This window comes from Roseiarcus sp. (genome assembly GCF_049514155.1).
Lineage (GTDB): Bacteria > Pseudomonadota > Alphaproteobacteria > Rhizobiales > Beijerinckiaceae > Roseiarcus.
Window position 1 is genome coordinate 15,701 of the sequence record NZ_JBEKVH010000076.1, and the last position, 18,390, is coordinate 34,090.

Genomic DNA, 18,390 nt, shown 5'->3' on the forward strand with positions numbered 1-18,390 from the left:
GCCGCTGCCGGTAGAGTGACGCCGACGAATGCCGATCGAAGCGGGGCGGGTAGGGTACGAGATGGTGCGCAGGGTTTGGTCGATCGCTTTCGACGCCATCAATCATTTTCTCGCCGAGGACGGCTGGGCGATCGCCAGCCACATCGCGCTGTCGGCGCTGATGTCGCTCTTCCCCTTCCTCATCTTCGTCACCGCGATCGCCGGCTTCCTCGGCTCGAAGGATCTCGCCGACGAGGTCGCGCGGCTGATCTTCTCCGCTTGGCCGGCGGCGGTCGCCGGGCCGATCGCGGCCGAAGTTCGCGATGTGCTGACCGCGCCGCGCGGCGGCCTGCTCACCGTCGGCGCGGCGCTGGCGCTCTATTTCTCCTCCAACGCCATCGAGGCGCTGCGGGTCGGGCTCGACCGCGCCTACGCCTGCCCCGAAACTCGGCCATGGTGGCTGCTGCGACTGCAGTCGCTCGCCTTCATGATCGTCGGCGCCGCGGCGCTGCTCGGCCTGGCGTTCCTGGTCGTGCTGGGGCCGCTGATCTGGGCGACGGCGGTCGGCTTCGTCCCGGCGCTGGCGCCGATGCAGGGTACGGTGACCGTCGTCCGGCTCGGCGTCGCCACGGTGCTGCTTGCGGCGGCGATGTTCTTCGCCCATCGCTGGCTGCCGGCGGCCCGGCTGAGCCTGGTCGACATCGCGCCGGGCGTCGTGGCGAGCTTCGTCAGCAGCATTGTCTTTGGCGAAATCTTCGGCCTCTACTTGAGCCAGTTCGCGCGCAATTATGTCTCGACCTACGCCGGCCTCGCCTCGGTGATGATCGCGCTGGCGTTCCTCTACACGCTCGCCGCCATCTTCGTGTTCGGCGGCGCGCTCAACGCGGCGATCATGCGCGCGCGCGAAGGGCGGCGCCTCCGCCGGGCCGCGCCCGCGCCTTGACGTCCGGCCCGCAGGCGGAACGCCGCGGCGCTCAGCGGGCGTAGACCGCCGTCAGGCCGGCGACGTCCGCGCCCTTTTCTCGGCGCGCCGCCGCCGCTTCGACAAACAGCCGGCTCAAGGCCGCCGCGGCGGCGCTGGCCTCGACATAGGCGGGCGCATGGGCGAAGCGCATCGTCTCGCCGAGGCGATAGCCTTCGCCGGCGAACGTCTCGACGGTGAACGCGAACAATCCGCCGGGCGCAAGCGCCGCCGCCGCCGCGGCGAAGAGCGGCTGCAGGTCGCCGCAATAGGCGAGCGCGTCGGCGGCGACGATCAAGTCGAACGCCGCGCCGAAACGTCGCAGATGGTCGACGATGTCGGCGGCTTCGAGCGCGTCGTAGAGGCCGCGCTCGCGCGCTTTGGCCAGCATCGCGGGGGAGAGATCGACTCCCTCCAGACGCTCGACCCGCGCCCGCAACGGCGCGCCGGCGAGGCCGGTGCCGCAGCCGAGATCGAGCCCGCGGGCGAACCGGCGGCCCGGCGCGGCAGCGTCGATCGCGGCGGCGATCAAGGCCGGACCACGGTAGGCGAGGTCGCCGACGAGATGGCGATCGAAGCGCTGGGCGTAGTCGTCGAACAGCCGAGCGACATAGGCCCGCGGCAAGTCGTGGGGCGGCTCGCCTCGGCCGAGCAGCGCCAGCCGCCCCGCCGCGCCCAGCGCGTCGGCCGAATCGGCGGCGAGCGCGGCGCGGAACGCTTCGACCGCGCCGTCGGCGTCGCCGAGCTTCGTGCGCGCCTCACCGAGCGCGAACAACGCTGGCGGCCAGTCCGGCGCCCGTTCCAGCGCCTGTTCGAGCATCTCGGCGGCGGCGCGCCAGTCGTCCCCCGCCGCCGCGGCTTGCGCGTAGGCGTAGCGGCGTTGGGCGAGCAGGTCGCGGCAGGCGAGGGCGTCGGTCAGATCGGAACGCTCAGCGCTTGCGGGTGCGCAACGTGTCGAAATAGACGACGAGAATGATCAGCAGCCCGGTGATGATCCGCTGCCAGAACGGATTGAGGTTGAGCAGGTTCGCGCCGTTGTTGATCGTCGTCAGGATCGGCCCGTGCACCGAGCCGACGGCGCCGAACAGGCTGGTGCCGCCGATGACCGACGAGGCGATCGCCTGCAACTCCCAGCCGTCGCCCTGGGTCGGGTTGCCGATGCCGATGCGCATGGCGAGCAAGATGCCGACGAACGCCGCGCAGAAGGCCGAGACGATATAGGCCATGTAGGTCACGGCCTTGACGTTGACGCCGGAGAGCCGCGCCGCCTCCTTGTTGGAGCCGATGGCGAAGAGATAGCGACCCCAGCGGCTCTGACTCAGCAACAGGTAGGCAGGCACGGCGACCACGATCACCATCCAGAACAACATCGGCACCGCGAACCACGAACCGTCGGTCCAGGGAAAACCGAGGAAGCTCGCGCGCGAGAAACCGGTGAAGGAGTCGTTGGTGATCGAGATCGTCGCGCCATTGGTGATCAGCAGGCCGATGCCGCGCAAGGCGTACATCGTCGCCAAAGTCATGATGAAAGGCGGCAGACCCATCTGGACCACGCCGAAGGCGTGGAAGAGGCCGATGAAGACGCCGATGACCAGCGAAATGGAAATCGCTCCGGCGATCGAGGAGGCGAAGCCGAGATCGTGGGTCAGCAGCCAGGCCACCGCCATCGAGATGACGCCGGCGACCGCGCCGACTGAAAGGTCGATGCCGCCGGTGATGATGACAAAGGTCTCGCCGATGGCCAGGATGGCGATCATGGCGCCCTGCCGCAGCAGGTTGGCCATGTTGTTGGAGGTCCAGAACGTGGTCGTCTCGATCGACAGCGCAAACCACATCGCCATCAAGAGCAGGAGCAGCGTCAGCCCCAACAGCAAGTTGAGCCCGGCCCCGCTGCGTCGGGCGTTCGAAGCATTCTGATCGCTCATCCCCCAACCATCCTCACTTCGAGTTCAAACGCCGATCGCTTCGGTCAGGATCGCCTCGTGCGAGGCCCCCTTGAATCCGTGGGTTGCGACGATCGTGCCGCCCCGAAAGACGTGCAGCGTATCGGCGAGTTCGTAGACCTCCGGCAGGTAGGAGGACACCATGATGACGCCGGCGCCCTGCTGCAGCAGCGAGGCGAGCAGGCGATAGATTTCGGCCTTGGTGCCGACGTCGACGCCGACCGTCGGTTCGTCGAAAATGAAGAGCTTGGCGCCGTGGTTGAGCCACTTGCCGATCACGACTTTCTGTTGGTTGCCGCCCGAAAGGCTGGTGACCGGCGCGCTGCGCGCGGCGGTCTTGATTTGGACGTTGCGAATCTGGCGATCGGCGGCGTTGGCTTCGCGCTTGAGGTTGATGAACGGGCCGATGCTCAATCTCTTGAAGATCGGCAGGTTGATGTTGAGGTCGACGCCGAGATGCAGGCACAGGCCCTGGTCGCGGCGGCTCTCCGGCGACAGGGCGATGCCGAGGTCCATCGCCTGCCGTTCGTTGCGAATTCTGACGTCCTTGCCGCGCCAGACGATCCGACCGCTGGAGGCGGGCTGCCGTCCGAAGACGCTCTGCACGAACTCGCTGCGGCCGGCGCCGATCAGGCCGTAAAGACCGACGATTTCGCCCTCGCGCACCGTGATCGAGACGTCGTGGAAGCCGGGACCGCTGAGCCTATCGGTCTCGAAGATCGTCGCGCCGATCGGCACGCTGTCCTTGTGATAGATCTGATCGATCGTGCGATTGATCATCAGCGCAATGAGATCGGCCTCGTTGGTTTCCGCGACGCGCCGCGTCCCCACCAGCGCGCCGTCGCGCAACACCGAGACGCGGTCGCACAGCTCGAACACTTCCTCGAGCCGGTGGCTGATATAGACGATCGTCACGCCGTTGGCCTTGAGCCGGCGGATCAGCTTGAACAGGGCCGACACTTCCTGGCGCGTCAAATAGGCGGTCGGCTCGTCGAAAATGAGAAACTTGGCGCCGCGCCGCTCGGCGCGCGCGGTGGCGATCAACTGCTGCTGGCCGATCGTCAGCGACGACAGAACGACGCCGGCCGGCAAGTTGAAACCGAGATCGTCGAGCAGCTTCTGCCCTTCGCGCACCATCGCCTTGTGGCTGAGCATGCCGCCGCGGGTGATCTCGTCGCCGAGGAAGATGTTGGCCGCCACCGTCAGGTGCGGGCAGAGCACGACTTCCTGGTGGACCGCATTGATGCCGAGGCCGATCGCCTCGTGCGGATTGACCAGCGGAACCGACGCGCCGCGCCAGTAAACTTCGCCCGACGTCCGAGGGTAGACGCCGGTCAACAGCTTGATCAGCGTCGACTTGCCCGCCCCGTTCTCGCCGACAATGGCGTGGATCTCGCCCTCTTCGAACGTCAGATCCACCGCCCTGAGCGCGTGGGTGGCGCCGAAACTCTTGTCGAGCTGCTTCAAGACTAGGAGCGGCTCGCGATCCGTCGTTGCGACCGACGCGCCTTCGAGAGTCTCCGACATTGAGCGTCCCACCCGCAGTTCTGATTGGTTCCATCATCCGCCAGGCGGCGACCCAGCGCAAGCGACGCCGCAGGCCCAAAAAGACGCCGCGCGCCGGTCGGACCGCGGGCCGACGGGCGGCGCGCCGCACGCCCGCGAAAGGAGCGAGCGGAGCGCCGTCGTCATGCGATTACTTGACCTTCGGGTACAACAGAGCGTGCTCTTTTTCGCCGTCCATGTTGGCCTTGGTGACGAGATTGGCGCCGGTGTCGACGAAGGCTTCGACTTTCTCGCCCTTGGAGGCGGCCAGCCCGGTCTTGATGCCGTCGTAACCCATGCGATAGGGGTCCTGCAGCAACAGAGCGGCGATCGTGCCGTCTTTGAGATAGCCGATCAGTTTGTCGTCGGCGTCGAAGCACACGAGCTTGATCGTGTCGCCCTTCTTGTTCTCGGCGATCGCCTGGCTCGCGCCCTGGCACTGGATGAGATTGTCGGCGAATACGCCACGCAGGTTCGGGTTGGCGGTGATGAGGTCGGTCATGATGTTGAGGCCGGTCGTGGCGTTGCCGTCCGAGACCTTGTCCGCCACCAGCTTCAGGCCGGGATATTTGGCCGCCAGCTCTTCCTTGTAGCCCTTGTTCCGGGCCTCGAGCGACCCGACGCCGGGCAGATGCGTGATGAGCGCGACGTCGCCTTCGGCCTTGCCGTACTTGGCGGCGATCGCCGCGGCCATGCCGTCGGCGGCGATGCGTCCGCCCTGGACGTTGTCGGTGGTCAAGAACGAGGTGAACGCCTTCGAGTCGGCCGCCGAGTCGATGCCGATGATCGGCACTTTCTTGGCCGCTTCGTCGATCGGCTTGCCAAGCGCCTTGAACTCGGTCGGCGCGATGACCACCGCCGCCGGCTTCTCGGCGACGGCGTTTTCGAGAATCGAAATCTCGCCGCTGATGTCGGATTCGGACTGTGCGCCGAGTTCGGGCACGTTGACGTTGAGATCCTTGGCCGCGGCGCGAGCGCCGGCGAAGACGATCTGCCAGTAGGCCGAGGTGGTGTCTTTGACGATGATCGGGATGGTCGGTTTATCGGCGGCGAAGCTGGGGCCAGCGAGCGCGGCGACCGATACAATGGCGCTAGCGCAAAGCAATTGTTTCAACATCTTGGTATCCTCCCGGGAAGCGACGCATGGCGCACAATGGCGCCTGGTTTTGGCGCCGAATTGGGCGCTGGCTGCGACAGCCGTCAGGACGCTAACATGCCAGCTAATGGGTGGCAACGGGGCGCGACCAAGGCGCGCGCCCCAGCTCAGAAGCCAAATTCGCGGTTGATTTTTGGCGCCGCTCGGCTTATTTGCGCGCGATGCGAATCCGGCCCCAGATTCTGCCGTCGACCCTGCGACTTACTCGCCCGGCGCACTGATCGCGCCGGGAGACGAGTCCGCTTTCGCCCACGTACAACTCAATCGCGCGCGCCGGACCCCCGAAGCGGGGCCGAGCGTCCGCGCAGCCGTCGCAAGGGTCTGTCATGACCAACATGCCCATTCATAAGTACCGCGCCTTCGCGCCGATCGTCTTGCCCGACCGCCAATGGCCGTCGCGCCTCATCGACAAGGCCCCGATCTGGTGCTCCGTCGATCTGCGCGACGGCAACCAGGCGCTGATCGAGCCGATGGGGATCGATCGCAAGAACCGCATGTTCGACCTGCTCACCGGCATGGGGTTCAAGGAGATCGAAGTCGCCTTTCCCGCCGCCTCGCAGACCGACTTCGACTTCGTCCGCTCGATCATCGACAACGGCCGCATCCCCGACGGCGTCGCGATCCAGGTGCTGACCCAGTGTCGGTCGGAGCTGATCGAGCGCACCTTCGCGGCGGTCAAAGGCGCCAAGAAGGTCATTCTGCATTTCTACAATTCGACCTCGACGCTGCAACGCGAAGTCGTATTCCGCGCCGACCGCGCCGGCGTGCGCGCGATCGCCGTCGCCGCCGCCAAGCAGGTCAAGGCGCTCGCCGACACGGCGCCGGAGACGGAATTCATCTTCGAATATTCGCCGGAGAGCTTCACCGGGACCGAGCTCGATTTCGCGCTCGATGTCTGCGAAGCGGTGAAGGCGGAGCTGCGTCCGACGCGGCAGAAGCGGCTGATCCTCAACCTGCCGGCGACGGTCGAGATGGCGACGCCGAACACCTACGCCGACCAGTTCGAATGGTTCGGCCGCCATATTTCCGACCGCGACAGCGTCATCCTCTCCGTCCATCCCCACAACGATCGCGGCACTGCGGTGGCGGCGGCCGAGCTCGCGCTGATGGCCGGCGCCGACCGCGTCGAGGGCACTTTGTTCGGCAACGGCGAGCGCACCGGCAACGTCGACATCGTCACCATGGCGCTCAATCTGTTCACCCAGGGCGTCGACCCTGGGCTCGATCTCAACGACGTCAACGCGATCCGCGAAGTGGCCGAGTTCTGCACCCAGTTGCCGGTTCACCAGCGCCATCCTTACGTCGGCGAGCTCGTCTACACCGCATTCTCCGGCTCGCACCAGGACGCGATCAAGAAGGGCTTCGAGGCTCAGGAGAAGCGCAACGAGCCGGTGTTCCAGGTGCCCTATCTGCCGATCGACCCGAAGGACGTCGGCCGCGACTACGAAGCGGTGATCCGCATCAACAGTCAGTCGGGCAAGGGCGGCATCGCTTACGTGCTGAAAGCCGATCACGGCCTCGATCTGCCGCGCAATCTGCAGGTCGAGTTCTCCAAGGTCGCGCAGGAGCTGATGGACCGCGAAGGCAAGGAGCTGACCTCGCCCGAGTTGTGGGGCCTGTTCCAGCACGCCTATCTTCTCGCCGACGCGCCGCTGACGCTGATCAAGCAGCAGATGATCCCGACCTCGCCCGACAATCGCGAGCTGGCAGCGACCCTGCGACGTCCCGACGGCTCGACCCTGACGATTCAAGGCGAAGGCAACGGCCCGATCGACGCCTTCGTCGACGCGCTCAAGCGCGCGTTCGCGATCGACTTCTCATTCCTCGACTATCACGAGCATGCGGTCGGGCGCGGCGCCAACGCCACCGCCGCCTGCTACGTCGAGATCCAGGATTCGGAAGGTCGCCTCCTGCACGGGGTCGGCATCGACCCGAGCATCGTGATGGCGTCGCTCAAGGCGACGCTGAGCGCGGTGCAACGGCTGATGGCGCGGCAAGGGAAGCTCTAGCGGCGGCGGCGCGCTTCACGGCGCGCCGATCTTCCGCGACCCGCTGACCGTGCCGAACGCCGCCTGCGCGTTGACGTAACCGCTGACGCGCATGCAAGTCCCCGAGCCGGGAAGGATGATTCCTTCCTGGCCGTCGATGCGGCACTTCGTCGCCGCCGGCGCGGGCTGCGCCTGGCGCGATGGCAATTCGGCGGCGGTCGCGGCTTGCGGCGCGAGCAGCGCGGCGATCCCGATCGTCAGGGCGAACGTAAGCTTCACGCGACCTCCGCGTATTATTCGGAGGCAAAACTACGACTTGGCGCCCCGGGCGGCAATCCCAATTCGTTGCGGATTGACGCGCGCTCGCTCGGTTGCGACTCTCGACCGGCCAGGCCAAGCTTGAAAAAGGAAGAACGAAAATTTCCGCAGAGACGGACACGGTGACGAATGTCGGCGCGGACGGCGGTCCGCAGCGCGCTTCTCTGGCCGCGGCGGCGGCCGGCGCGGCGCTGATCGCCGCGGCGATCTATGCGTCGCTGGCCGCCCGCGAATGGGTGTTCGCCGGCCTCGCCGGCGCGGCGGGGCTGGCGCTGTGGCGGCGGGCGTTTCTCGGAACCGTGCCGACGGCGCCTCTGCTGATCGACGCCGCCGCCTTCGCGCTGTTCGCCTATCAGCGCAACGACTCGCTCGCGTTCTGGCAATTGGCCGGATCGTGGGGCGACGCGCTGCGCCTCGACGTCGCCGACGCTTCGGTCGCCTATTGCGTCTATCTCGGCGGATCGCTGGCGACGCTGCTCGGCGACGCGCGCCCGCTGCGGCCGATCGAGGCGCTCGGCCTCGCCGCCGTGCCGTTCCTGTTCAAGCTCGTCGTCGTGCTCGGCGCCGATTGGCATATGGCCGAGATCGGCGGCCTGGTTCCCTTGCTGACGGCGTTTCCGGCGAAAGTGTTCGTCGGCCGCGTCGTCGTGCTGTTCGTCATGAACGAGGCGGCGCTGCAACTGCTGACTCTGATCGGCGTCGGTCGGCTGGCGCGGCGGCCGTCGCTGCACGCGCTCATCTTCGCGCTTTCGGCCTTCGCCGCATTGACGCCGCTGCTGGCCAATTTCGCCCAGATCGGCGCCTCGCCGGTCGGAAGAGTCATTTTTGGCGCGCTGTTCGCGGCGCTGGCCGAGGCGGGACTGTGGGGCGTCGTCTATTTCGTCACCGGCCTCGCGCTCGACTCGCTCAGTGGGCGGCCGCCGTCGCTCGCCGGCGTGCGCGCCAATTTCAGGGGCGGCGCGACCCGCGGCGCGATCTACGGCGGCGTCTTCATGCTGCTCATTCTCGCCGTGTCGTCGCCGCTGCGCGTCAGCGGCGTGGTCGCCTTCACGCTCGCCCACGCGCGCGTCGTCGCGCTGATCGCCGGCGCGATCGCCTTCCCCCTGGCGCAGACGCTGATCGGCTCGGCCGACGGCACGGCGCCGTTCTTCAGCCGCCTGCGCGCGGCTTATGGCGATTTGCGCGCATGGGCGCGCGGAATCGTCATCGGCGGCGGCTGCTGGTGGGCCTATGTCGACGATCTCGTCCATGCCGATCCGCTGTCGCGTTTCTGTTGGGCCTTCGTCATCGGCGCCTTCGCTTACGCCGGAATCGACGCGCTGTTCGACCTGGCGCGGATGGTCGAGGGCAGGCGCCGGCGCATGCAGAGCGCACGCGTCTACTGGCTCGGCGTGCTGCTCGGCGGTTTCGTCGCCGGCGCGCTCGGCTGGTATTTCGACGCGGCGCAGGTCGCGGTGGTGTGGAACAAGTTCTGGGCGTATTCGGACGCCAACTACCGCCTCACCGGCCGCGCGCTCGGCGATTTCGTCACCTATCCGATCTTCAACAAATACGGCATGGTCAACCTCGGCGAGGTCGCCGGCGGCGTGCGGCTGCTCTACGCCGAGTCGCTTTCGGGCGTCATCAACTGGTCGTTCGCCGCGCCGCTGTTCGCGATCAACGCGATCTTCCTGACCGCGATCCTCGACCGCAGTCTGAGGCCGATCCGCGGCCTGTTCTCCGGCGCGGGCGCGCAAGGGCTGGTCGAGCTGGCGGTCAGGGTGATGCGCTGGGGTCTGTGGATGGCCCCGATCATCAACACCTTCCTGCGCCAGTCGGCCGATCCGTCCTGGTACAACCAGGACGGCGCCGTGCGCTCGCTGGTGGCGATCGGCGCCGACATCGGCATGCCGCACGACGGCTTCGTCGATTTCAGCCTGACCATGTTCTTGGGGCTGCTCGCCTACGACTGGCTGCGCGTGCTGATCTGGTTCGACCACATGGGCCTCAGGGTCGCGACGCTGGTCAATCTCTCCTTCCTCGGCGGCGACCGGCTCGACGAGGCGGCGGCGCGCTTCATCGGCCACGGCGCGCGCACCCGCGCCGTTCCCGAAGGCATCCGCCGGTTCGGCACTTGGGCGCCGCTGCTCATCCCTTTCTACATTCCGCGCGGTGTGGCGTGGGACAAGGCGTGGACCGGCGCCGAGGCTCTGTCGCACGGCGGCGCAACGCCGGGCGCGGTCAAGACGCTGGTCGTCGCCTACAGCGTCGCCGGCGTCGCCGCGAGCGCGACGGCGCTCGCGCTGGCGCTGCGCGCGCGCGAGGCGTCGGGCTCTGGGACGCCGGTTCCGCCGCCGCCAGGCGCGCCGGCGGCGCTCATCGGCCGGCCGCAAGTCCTTGCCGGCCGCAACGGCTCGGTCGCCGTCGCGTTGACGCGCGATGGACGCGGCGCCGCCTATGTCGCCGGCGACGAGCGCGGCGGCTTTCCGATCGACCTCATCCGCCGACCGCTCGACCCGTTGCAGCAGCGCGGCCACTTCTTCTACCTGTGCGAGGACGGCGACGCGCCGTGGTCGATCGGCTGGTCTCCGGCGCGCCGCGCCGGCGACTACGAAGTCGAACGGATCAGCCTCAACCGCTTCCGCATCAGCAATACCGTCAACGGCCTGCGCGCGACGATGGAGCTCGGCCCCGATCCGCAAGGGGCGGTCCTGAACTGGCGCATCAAGCTGGAGAACCACGCCGGTCGGGCGCGCGCGCTGCGGCTCGTCAGCTTCTGCGAAATCGCCGGCCACGAGGTCGGCGCCTACGCGCGCGACCTCGACTTCGCCGGCATGCACGTCGAGACGATGTTCGTGCGCGCGCTCAACGCCATTTTCGCCCGCAATCGGTTGCTGCGCTCGGCGCGCGCCGATCGCGGCGAGACCTCGTTCTTCGCGGTGAAGCCCGGCGCCGGCTGCCGACTGACGGGTTACGAAGATTCGCGCACGCGTTTCCTCGGCGAAGGCTCGCTCGCCCGGCCGACCGGCTGCGAGCGGTGGCGCGCGCGAAAGACCGATGACGAAGGCAAGCTGTGGACCTTCGATCCCGCCGCCAGCTTCACGCTCGAAGTCGAGCTCGCCGCTCACGGCGTGGCGGAGGCCGAATTTATCATTGGCCGCTCCGACAACGCCGTATGGGCGGCCGAGCTGGTCGCCAAACGTCTCGGCCTGCCGCCGATCGAGGAAGTCGATCTCGAGCAGCGCTTCTACGAGACGCGCGCAGTCGAGCCGACGCCGGCGCTGCCCGACCGCTGGCCGTTCGCCTTTTCGTCCGACGGCCGGTCGCTGCTGCTCACGCATCGCACGCCGAGGCCGTGGGCGCTGGTGATGGCCAACGAACTTGGCGCTTCGACGGTGGTCGGCAACGACGGCGAAGTCTATTCGGCGATGGGAAATTCGCGTCACAACGGCCTGACGCCATTCCGCTTCGAAAGCGCGACGACGACGCTGCCCGCCCAGATCGTCTATGTCCGCGACATCGACGTCGGCGAGACCGACGCGATCGGCTTCGCGCCGTTCCAGCGCGAGGACGCTGAATACGCCGTGACCTACGAGCCCGGCGTCGCGCGCTTCTCCAAGCGGCGCGGCGATCTGGCGATGGATTGCGACGTCTTCGTCCCGACCGATTATCCCGGCGACATGCGGCTCGTCACGCTGCGCAATCTCGGCCGTCGCCATCTCAGCCTGCGCGTCGCGCCGTTCTTCGACATCGCGCTCGACGAAGGCGCCAACGAAAGCCTCGGCAAGTTGAAGGCCGAGACCGTCGGCGCGACGCTGCTGTTCGAAAACCCGCGCAACGATTTCCAGCGCGGCACGGCGTTCGCCGCCGTCAGCCTCGTCCGTCCGACGACCGAGACGGTGCGGACGCGCTTCTTCGGCGGGGCCGAGCGCGACATCCGCACGCCGGCGCTGGTCGAGACAGGGCGCGCCGACGGTTCCCAGCGCGACGACGGCCGGCGCGTCGCCGCCTTCGCCGCCGAAGTCGAACTCGCGCCGGGCGCGGAAGCGAAAATCGCCATCGTCTTCGGGCAGGCGCGCGACCGCGCAACGGCGCTCGCCGCCGCCGCGGCGGCCGAGGTCGAGACGGTCGAGCGCGAGCTCGCGGCGACCCGCGCCGCCTGGGCGCAGCGGCTCGGGCGGATCGAGGTCAAGACCAATCGGCCCGATTTCGATCGCCTGGTGAACACTTGGCTTCCCTACCAGCTCTACGCCTCGCGCCTGTTCGGCCGCATCGGCCCCAACCAGCGCGGCGGCGCCATAGGCTTCCGCGATCAGCTTCAGGACGTGCTGCCGTTGATCTTCACCGAGCCGCGCTTGGCGCGGGCGCAGATCGTGCTGCATGCCGGCCAGCAGTTCCCCGAGGGCGACGTGCTCAAGTGGTGGCACCGCGCGCCGGGCGGCGGCACGGGCGTCGCCCAGCGCACGCGCGCCAGCGACCCGCATTTGTGGCTGCCCTATGTGCTCGCGCGCTACGTCCGCCAGACCGGCGACGCCAGCGTGCTCGACGAGGTCGCCGCCTATCTCGAAGGGCCGGCGGTGCCGGTCGGCCAGGACACGGCGCTGGTCATGCCGCGGCCGTCGCGCGAGGTCGGCGACGTCTACGAGCACGCCCGACGCGCGATCGAATACACCTTGCTTCGCCGCGGCGAGAACGGCCTGCCGCTGCTCGAGGCGGGCGACTGGAACGACGGCATCGATGGGCTCGGCGGCAAGGGCCGCGGCACCAGCGTGTGGATGGGTTTCTTCTTCTACAACGTCCTCGACGGCTTCATTCCGCTCGCGCGGCTGAAGGGCGACGAGGTCTTCGTCGAGACCTGCGCGACCGCGCGCGAGGACGTGCGCGTGGCGCTCGAAAGCGCCTGGTGGGGCGATCATTACGCGCTCGACTTCGCCGACGACGGCCGCGCCGTCGACGTCGCCAACGCGATGACCACCGGCTGGGCCGCCTATTCGGGCGCGCTCGAATTCCAGCGCGCGCTGATCGCGCTCGAGGGCGGCCTCAGCGCGATCGAGCGCCCGGCCCGCGTGCTGCTCACCGCGACGCCGTTCTTCGAGCACAGCCAACCCTATCCCGGCCGCATCGCCGACTACCCGCCGGGCGTGCGCGAAAACGGCGGCCAGTACAGCCACGGCGCGACCTGGATCGTCGACGGTTTCGTCAAGCTCGCCGAGGAAGCGCGCGACCACGGCGACGCTCACGCGGCGCGCAAGCTCGCCGCGCGCGCCTTCGAGATATTCGAGAAAATTTCGCCGTTGAAAAAGACCGATCCCGACCGGATCGCCGCCTACGGGCTGATCCCGATCCAGCAACCGGCCGACATCTATGACGGCTACGGCCACGGCGGGCGTGGCGGCTGGTCGTGGTACACCGGCTCGGCGGCGCGGATGATGTCGGCCGCCTATGCGCTGCTCGGCCTATCCATGGTCGACGGGCAAGTGAACGTCGCCGATCACCTGTTCGAGCCGAAGGGCGGGTTGGTCGTCGAATCGCTGCGCGTCGGCGAGCGGGTGTGGAGGCGCGGCAAGGACGCGCGCTGAGGCCCGCCGCGCCGCGATCCTCAGACGAGCTTGAACGCGATCAGGCTCTCGGCGGTGGCGACGATCGCATCCTCAGCGGGGATCAGCGGGCGGCCGAGCAGGGCTACGGCGTCGGACGAGATCATCCGCCGTACGACTCCGAGTTCGCCGAGGTTGCCGCGCAGGTCGGCGTCGAATAGCGCGTAGACCCGCACGAACCAGTCGGGCAGTTCGAAACGGGGAAGTTTCCGGGCGTAAGCGGGGAAGCGGCGGCGCAGGATTTCGGCGCATTGCCTGAGCGACAGATTCTGTTCGCCCATCGGGAAGCGCTGTCCGCCGGCGCTCGCGGCGGTCAGCGCCGCGACATGGGCTGCGGCGACGTCGCGCACGTCGATGATCGCGAAGTTGAAGCGCGGCACGGCCGGCATGCCTCCGTTCAGAAGGCGAATGACTATTTGCGCCGAGGTGCCGGGATCCTCGTCAAGCAGCGGCCCGAAAATGCCGCTCGGGTTGATCGTCGTGAGGCCGTCTGTGCGGCCGGCCGCCTTCATGATCTCCCACGCGCGGCGCTCGGCGCGCGTCTTCGACTCGACGTAGGCGGTGACGCCGCGACCCTCGAGATTGGTCCAGTCGGCGGCGGTGAACGGCGCGGCGCGGCCGCGGTCATGGCCGTAGGCGATCGCCGCCATCGAGGATGTCAGGACGATGCGTTCGACGCCCGCCTTCAAGCCCGCGTTGAGCGCCCGCTGCGTTCCCTCGGTGGCCGGCCGGATCAGCTCCATCTTGTCGGCCGGCATCTGCAATACAAATGGCGAGGCGGTGTGGAGGAGAAACCGGCAGCCCTCGGCCGCCGCATCCCAGCCGTCGTCCTTCAGCAGGTCGAGGGCGACGAACTCGAGCCGGCTGACGTCGGCGCCGGCCTTGGTCAAGGTCTCGCGCACCTTGTCGGCCTTGACGAGATTTCGCACGCTGCCGCGCACCTGGTAGCCCGCCGCCAGCAGCGCGCTTGCGACATGGCCGCCGAGGAATCCGGAGACGCCGGTAAGAAGGACGCGGTCTGGCATGGGGGAGCCTTTCCTGATAGAATGAACGAACTATACGATTTTCGATCATTTCGTTCAATAGGAATCTCGGGTGACGGAGACGACCGCCGATCCACGGGCGAACGAGAAACGGCGGCGCATCATCGAGGCGGCCTGGCGATTGGCGCTGAGGAACGGGCTGCGCGCCGCGACGATGGAAGCGCTGGCGCGCGAGGCGGGCGTCGCCAAAGGCACGCTCTACGCCCATTTCCCCGACAAGGACGCGGTCTTCGACGGCGTCGTCGCCGATCTGCTGGTCGAGCTCGCGGCGGCCTTCGATCGCGGCATGCGCAGCGAGGGCGCCGTCGCCGAGCGGATCGGCGCGGCGCTCGCCGGCAAATACGGCGTCGTCGCGCGCGCGATCGAAGGCTCGCCGCACGCGGGCGAAATCCTCGACGCGCATCATCGCTACGCGCCGCGTGTCGCGGCGTTCGACCAGCGCGTGGAGAGCGAAATCGTCGATGCGCTCGCCAAGGCGGGCGTAACCGCGCCTGACGCTCTGGCGCGCGTCGTCATTGGCGCGGCGGGCGGCGTCGCGCGCGCGCTCGGCGGCGTGGAAGCGACCGAGGGCGCGATCCGCCTCGTCTGCCGCCGGCTGATCGAACCGGCGATGCGCGGCTGACGCCCATGCGCTCGCGCCACCGCGCCAATATTTCAGCAAAACACGCGCCGCAACTGCCGCGGAATCGAGCTTCCGTCGCCGCGCAAACGAGGCCATGATGCCTGAACGCGCAAACGAGGCGGGAATGGCGGCGAGCGACAAAGGAGCGGGACCCCGCGGCAGTTTGACCTTCCGCTTTCGCGGGCGAACCGTCGCCCTCGACCGCTTCGCGCCGCGCACGACTCTGCTCGACTGGCTGCGCGAGGAGGCCGGCGCCAAGGGGACGAAAGAGGGCTGCGGCGAGGGCGACTGCGGCGCCTGCACGGTCATCCTGTCGCGGCTGAAACCTGACGGCGCGTTGAGCTACGAGCCGGTCAACGCCTGCATCCTGCTGCTCGGCCAGGTCGACGGGGCCGAAGTGCTGACGGTCGAAGACCTCGCCGATGGCGAGCGCCTCCATCCGGTGCAGCAGGCGATGGTCGACCATCACGGCTCGCAATGCGGCTTCTGCACGCCGGGCATCGTCATGAGCCTGTTCGCGCTCTATCACCAGCGCGAGCCGGCGACCTACGCCGGCGTGTGCGACGCGCTCGCCGGCAACCTCTGCCGCTGCACCGGCTATCGGCCGATCATCGACGCGGCGCTCGAGACCTGCGACGGCAAGCCCGCCGACCGTTTCGCCGCCGCGACCGCCGAGCGCGCCGCGGCGCTGGCGAAGCTCGCCGACGGCCGCGACCTGTTCGTCGGCGACGACCACGCCTTCTTCGCCGCGCCGGCGAGCGAAACCTCGCTCGCCGCGCTTTACGCCCGCTTTCCCCGCGCCGTGCTGGTCGGCGGCGCGACCGACGTCGGCCTGTGGATCACCAAGCAGCTGCGCGACCTCAGAGCGATCATCTGGCTCGGCCGCGTCGCCGGGCTCGACGCGATCGAAGAGGGTGGGGACGCCCTGCGCATCGGCGCGCGCGCGACGCTTCAAGGCGCCGCGCCGCATCTCGCCCAGCTCCATCCCGATCTCGGCGAATTGATGCGGCGCTTCGGCTCGCGCCAGGTGCGCGAGAGCGGCACGGTCGGCGGCAACATCGCCAACGGTTCGCCGATCGGCGATCTCGCGCCGGCGCTGATCGCGCTCGACGCGCGGCTCGAACTCAAACACGGCGGCGCGACGCGCGCGCTGCCGCTCGAGGACTTCTTCCTCGCCTACGGCAAGCAGGATCGCGGCGAGGGCGAATACGTCAGCGCCGTCGTCGCGCCGCGGCTCGGCGCCAACGAGGCCTATCGCGCCTTCAAGGTGACCAAGCGGGTCGACGAGGACATTTCCGCCGTGATGGGCGCGTTCCGCTTCACGCTCGACGGGCGGCGGATCGCCAGCGCGCGCGTCGCCTATGGCGGCATGGCGGCGACGCCGAAGCGCGCCGCGAACGTCGAGGCGGCGCTCGTCGGCGCTCGGCTCGACGATCGGGCCTCATGGGCGACGGCGCTCGAGGCGCTGAAGCGCGATTTCACCCCGATCGCCGACATGCGCGCCTCCGCCGCCTATCGCGCCGAGGTCGCCGCCAACTTGCTGAAGAAGGCGCTGATCGAGGTCGCCGGCGACGCGGCGCCGACCCGCATCGGAGACGTCCTTGCCGCGCTCTAGACAGCCCGCCGTTCCGGTCTACGAGCCGCGCGAGCCCACCGCGGTCGTCCACAAGCCGCATCCCCACGATTCGGCGCGCCTCCACGTCAGCGGCGCCGCCGCCTACGTCGACGACATCCGCGAGCCGCAGGGCACATTGCATCTCGCCGTCGGCATGGCCGACAAGGCGCATGGGATGCTGCGCGGCCTCGATCTCTCCGCGGTGCGCGCCGCCGAGGGCGTCGTCGTGGCGCTGACCGCCGCCGACATTCCCGGCAAGAACGACATCGCGCCGGTCTTCGCCGACGAACCCTTGCTCGCCCACAGCGAGATCCTGTTCCACGGCCAGGCGCTGTTCGCCGTCGCGGCGACGACCCGCGACGCGGCGCGCCGCGCCGTGCGCCTGGCCAAGATCGACATCGAGGAAAGGAAGCCGGCGCTGACCGTCGCCGACGCGCTCGCGACCGGGGCGCGCGTGCAGGCCGATTACGCCTACGGCCGCGGCGACGCCAAGCGCGCGCTCGCCGCCGCGCCGCGCCGGCTCGACGGCGCGCTCGCCATCGGCGGCCAGGAGCATTTCTATCTCGAAGGACAGGCCTCGCTCGCCGTGCCGGGCGAGGGCGGCGAGATGACGCTCTACACCTCGACCCAGGACCCGACCGAGGTCCAGCACATGGTGGCGCGCATTCTCGGCCTGCCGGATTCCTTCGTCACCGTCGAAACGCGGCGGATGGGCGGCGGCTTCGGCGGCAAGGAGAGCCAGGCCTGCGCCTGGGCGGCGCTCGCCGCGCTCGCCGCGCGCCTGACCGGACGCCCATGCAAGCTGAGGCTCGACCGCGACGACGATTTCGTTCTCACCGGCAAGCGCCACGATTTCCGCGCCGACTGGGCGGTCGGCTACGACGACCACGGCCGCGTCGGCGCCTATGACGTCGTCCTCAACGCGCGCTGCGGCTGCTCGGCCGACCTGTCGCCCGGCGTCGTCGACCGCGCGATGTTCCACGCCGGCAATTGCTACTGGCTGCCCGACGTCCACATCCATTCGCGGCGGCTGAAGACCAATACCGTCTCCAACACCGCCTTCCGCGGCTTCGGCGGCCCGCAGGGCATGCTGGCGATCGAGCGGGTGATGGATGCGATCGCGCGCGAGCGCGGCCTCGATCCGCTCGACGTGCGCAAGGCCAATGTCTTCCGCGCCGGCGGCGACGTCACGCCCTACGGCCAGACGGTCGAGGATTGCGCGACGCTGCCGGCGATGATCGAGGAGCTCGAGGCTTCGAGCGACTATCGCGCGCGGCGCGCCGCGATCCGCGCCTTCAACGCCGGGAGCCCGATCCTCAAGCGCGGCATCGCCCTGACGCCGGTGATGTTCGGCATCTCGTTCACGCTCATCCATCTCAACCAGGCCGGCGCGCTGGTGCATGTCTATACCGACGGCTCGATCCACCTCAATCACGGCGGCACCGAGATGGGGCAGGGGCTGTTCACCAAGGTCGCGCAGATCGTCGCCGAAGAGTTCGGCGTGCCGCTCGACTGGGTGCGCATCACGGCGACCAACACCGCCAAGGTGCCCAACGCCTCGCCGACCGCGGCCTCGTCGGGCACCGACGTCAACGGCATGGCGGCGATGGCCGCGGCGCGCGAGGTCAAGGGCCGCATGATCGC

12 protein-coding genes are annotated in these 18,390 nt (G+C 68.7%); 6 read left to right on the forward strand and 6 right to left on the reverse strand.

Annotated features, from left to right (window positions below; all coding sequences use genetic code 11):
* The first annotated feature begins 28 nt into the window (after positions 1 to 28).
* Positions 29 to 922 (forward strand): YihY/virulence factor BrkB family protein, encoded by an 894-nt coding sequence (locus ABSF49_RS12320; protein WP_424112949.1) that lies wholly within the window; start codon positions 29 to 31, stop codon positions 920 to 922.
* 31 nt (positions 923 to 953) lie between these two features.
* Here ABSF49_RS12320 and ABSF49_RS12325 read toward each other — a convergent pair whose 3' ends face one another.
* From ABSF49_RS12325 to ABSF49_RS12340, 4 genes are all read right to left on the reverse strand, one after another.
* Positions 954 to 1,760, reverse strand: coding sequence for a class I SAM-dependent DNA methyltransferase (locus tag ABSF49_RS12325; RefSeq protein WP_424112950.1), 807 nt, complete (start codon positions 1,758 to 1,760; stop codon positions 954 to 956).
* A gap of 109 nt (positions 1,761 to 1,869) precedes the next feature.
* Positions 1,870 to 2,865: an ABC transporter permease gene (locus ABSF49_RS12330; protein ID WP_424112951.1), complete on the reverse strand. Its 996-nt coding sequence runs from the start codon at positions 2,863 to 2,865 to the stop codon at positions 1,870 to 1,872.
* Between the two features lie 24 nt (positions 2,866 to 2,889).
* Positions 2,890 to 4,410: a sugar ABC transporter ATP-binding protein gene (locus tag ABSF49_RS12335; RefSeq protein ID WP_424112952.1), complete on the reverse strand. Its 1,521-nt coding sequence runs from the start codon at positions 4,408 to 4,410 to the stop codon at positions 2,890 to 2,892.
* A 169-nt stretch (positions 4,411 to 4,579) separates the two neighbouring features.
* On the reverse strand, positions 4,580 to 5,545 hold the full coding sequence (locus ABSF49_RS12340; protein WP_424112953.1) for an ABC transporter substrate-binding protein: 966 nt from the start codon (positions 5,543 to 5,545) through the stop codon (positions 4,580 to 4,582).
* 374 nt (positions 5,546 to 5,919) lie between these two features.
* Between ABSF49_RS12340 and leuA the strand changes: the two genes are divergently transcribed.
* The gene (gene leuA, locus ABSF49_RS12345) at positions 5,920 to 7,593 is read left to right on the forward strand and encodes a 2-isopropylmalate synthase (RefSeq protein WP_424112960.1); all 1,674 of its coding nucleotides are present in this window, start codon (positions 5,920 to 5,922) and stop codon (positions 7,591 to 7,593) included.
* 15 nt (positions 7,594 to 7,608) lie between these two features.
* Here the strand turns inward: leuA and ABSF49_RS12350 are convergent, their stop codons facing one another.
* Positions 7,609 to 7,851, reverse strand: coding sequence for a hypothetical protein (locus ABSF49_RS12350; protein ID WP_424112954.1), 243 nt, complete (start codon positions 7,849 to 7,851; stop codon positions 7,609 to 7,611).
* Between the two features lie 161 nt (positions 7,852 to 8,012).
* Between ABSF49_RS12350 and ABSF49_RS12355 the strand changes: the two genes are divergently transcribed.
* The gene (locus tag ABSF49_RS12355) at positions 8,013 to 13,448 is read left to right on the forward strand and encodes a GH36-type glycosyl hydrolase domain-containing protein (RefSeq protein WP_424112955.1); all 5,436 of its coding nucleotides are present in this window, start codon (positions 8,013 to 8,015) and stop codon (positions 13,446 to 13,448) included.
* Positions 13,449 to 13,468: 20 nt separating this feature from the next.
* On the opposite strand, the gene ABSF49_RS12360 is transcribed toward ABSF49_RS12355, so the two are convergent.
* Entirely contained in the window at positions 13,469 to 14,491 is a 1,023-nt protein-coding gene (locus tag ABSF49_RS12360) for an NAD-dependent epimerase/dehydratase family protein (RefSeq protein ID WP_424112956.1), read from the reverse strand.
* A 70-nt stretch (positions 14,492 to 14,561) separates the two neighbouring features.
* Here ABSF49_RS12360 and ABSF49_RS12365 point away from each other — a divergent pair, with 70 nt between their 5' ends.
* From ABSF49_RS12365 to ABSF49_RS12375, 3 genes are all read left to right on the forward strand, one after another.
* Positions 14,562 to 15,131, forward strand: a complete 570-nt coding sequence (locus ABSF49_RS12365; RefSeq protein ID WP_424112957.1) for a TetR/AcrR family transcriptional regulator — start codon at positions 14,562 to 14,564, stop codon at positions 15,129 to 15,131.
* Positions 15,132 to 15,228: 97 nt separating this feature from the next.
* A complete protein-coding gene (gene xdhA, locus ABSF49_RS12370) occupies positions 15,229 to 16,746 on the forward strand; it encodes a xanthine dehydrogenase small subunit (protein WP_424112958.1) in 1,518 nt (505 codons plus the stop codon).
* Positions 16,733 to 18,390, forward strand: a 1,658-nt coding sequence (locus ABSF49_RS12375; protein ID WP_424112959.1) for a xanthine dehydrogenase molybdopterin binding subunit, incomplete at its 3' end; no start/stop codon positions are given. The genes xdhA and ABSF49_RS12375, both read left to right, overlap by 14 nt.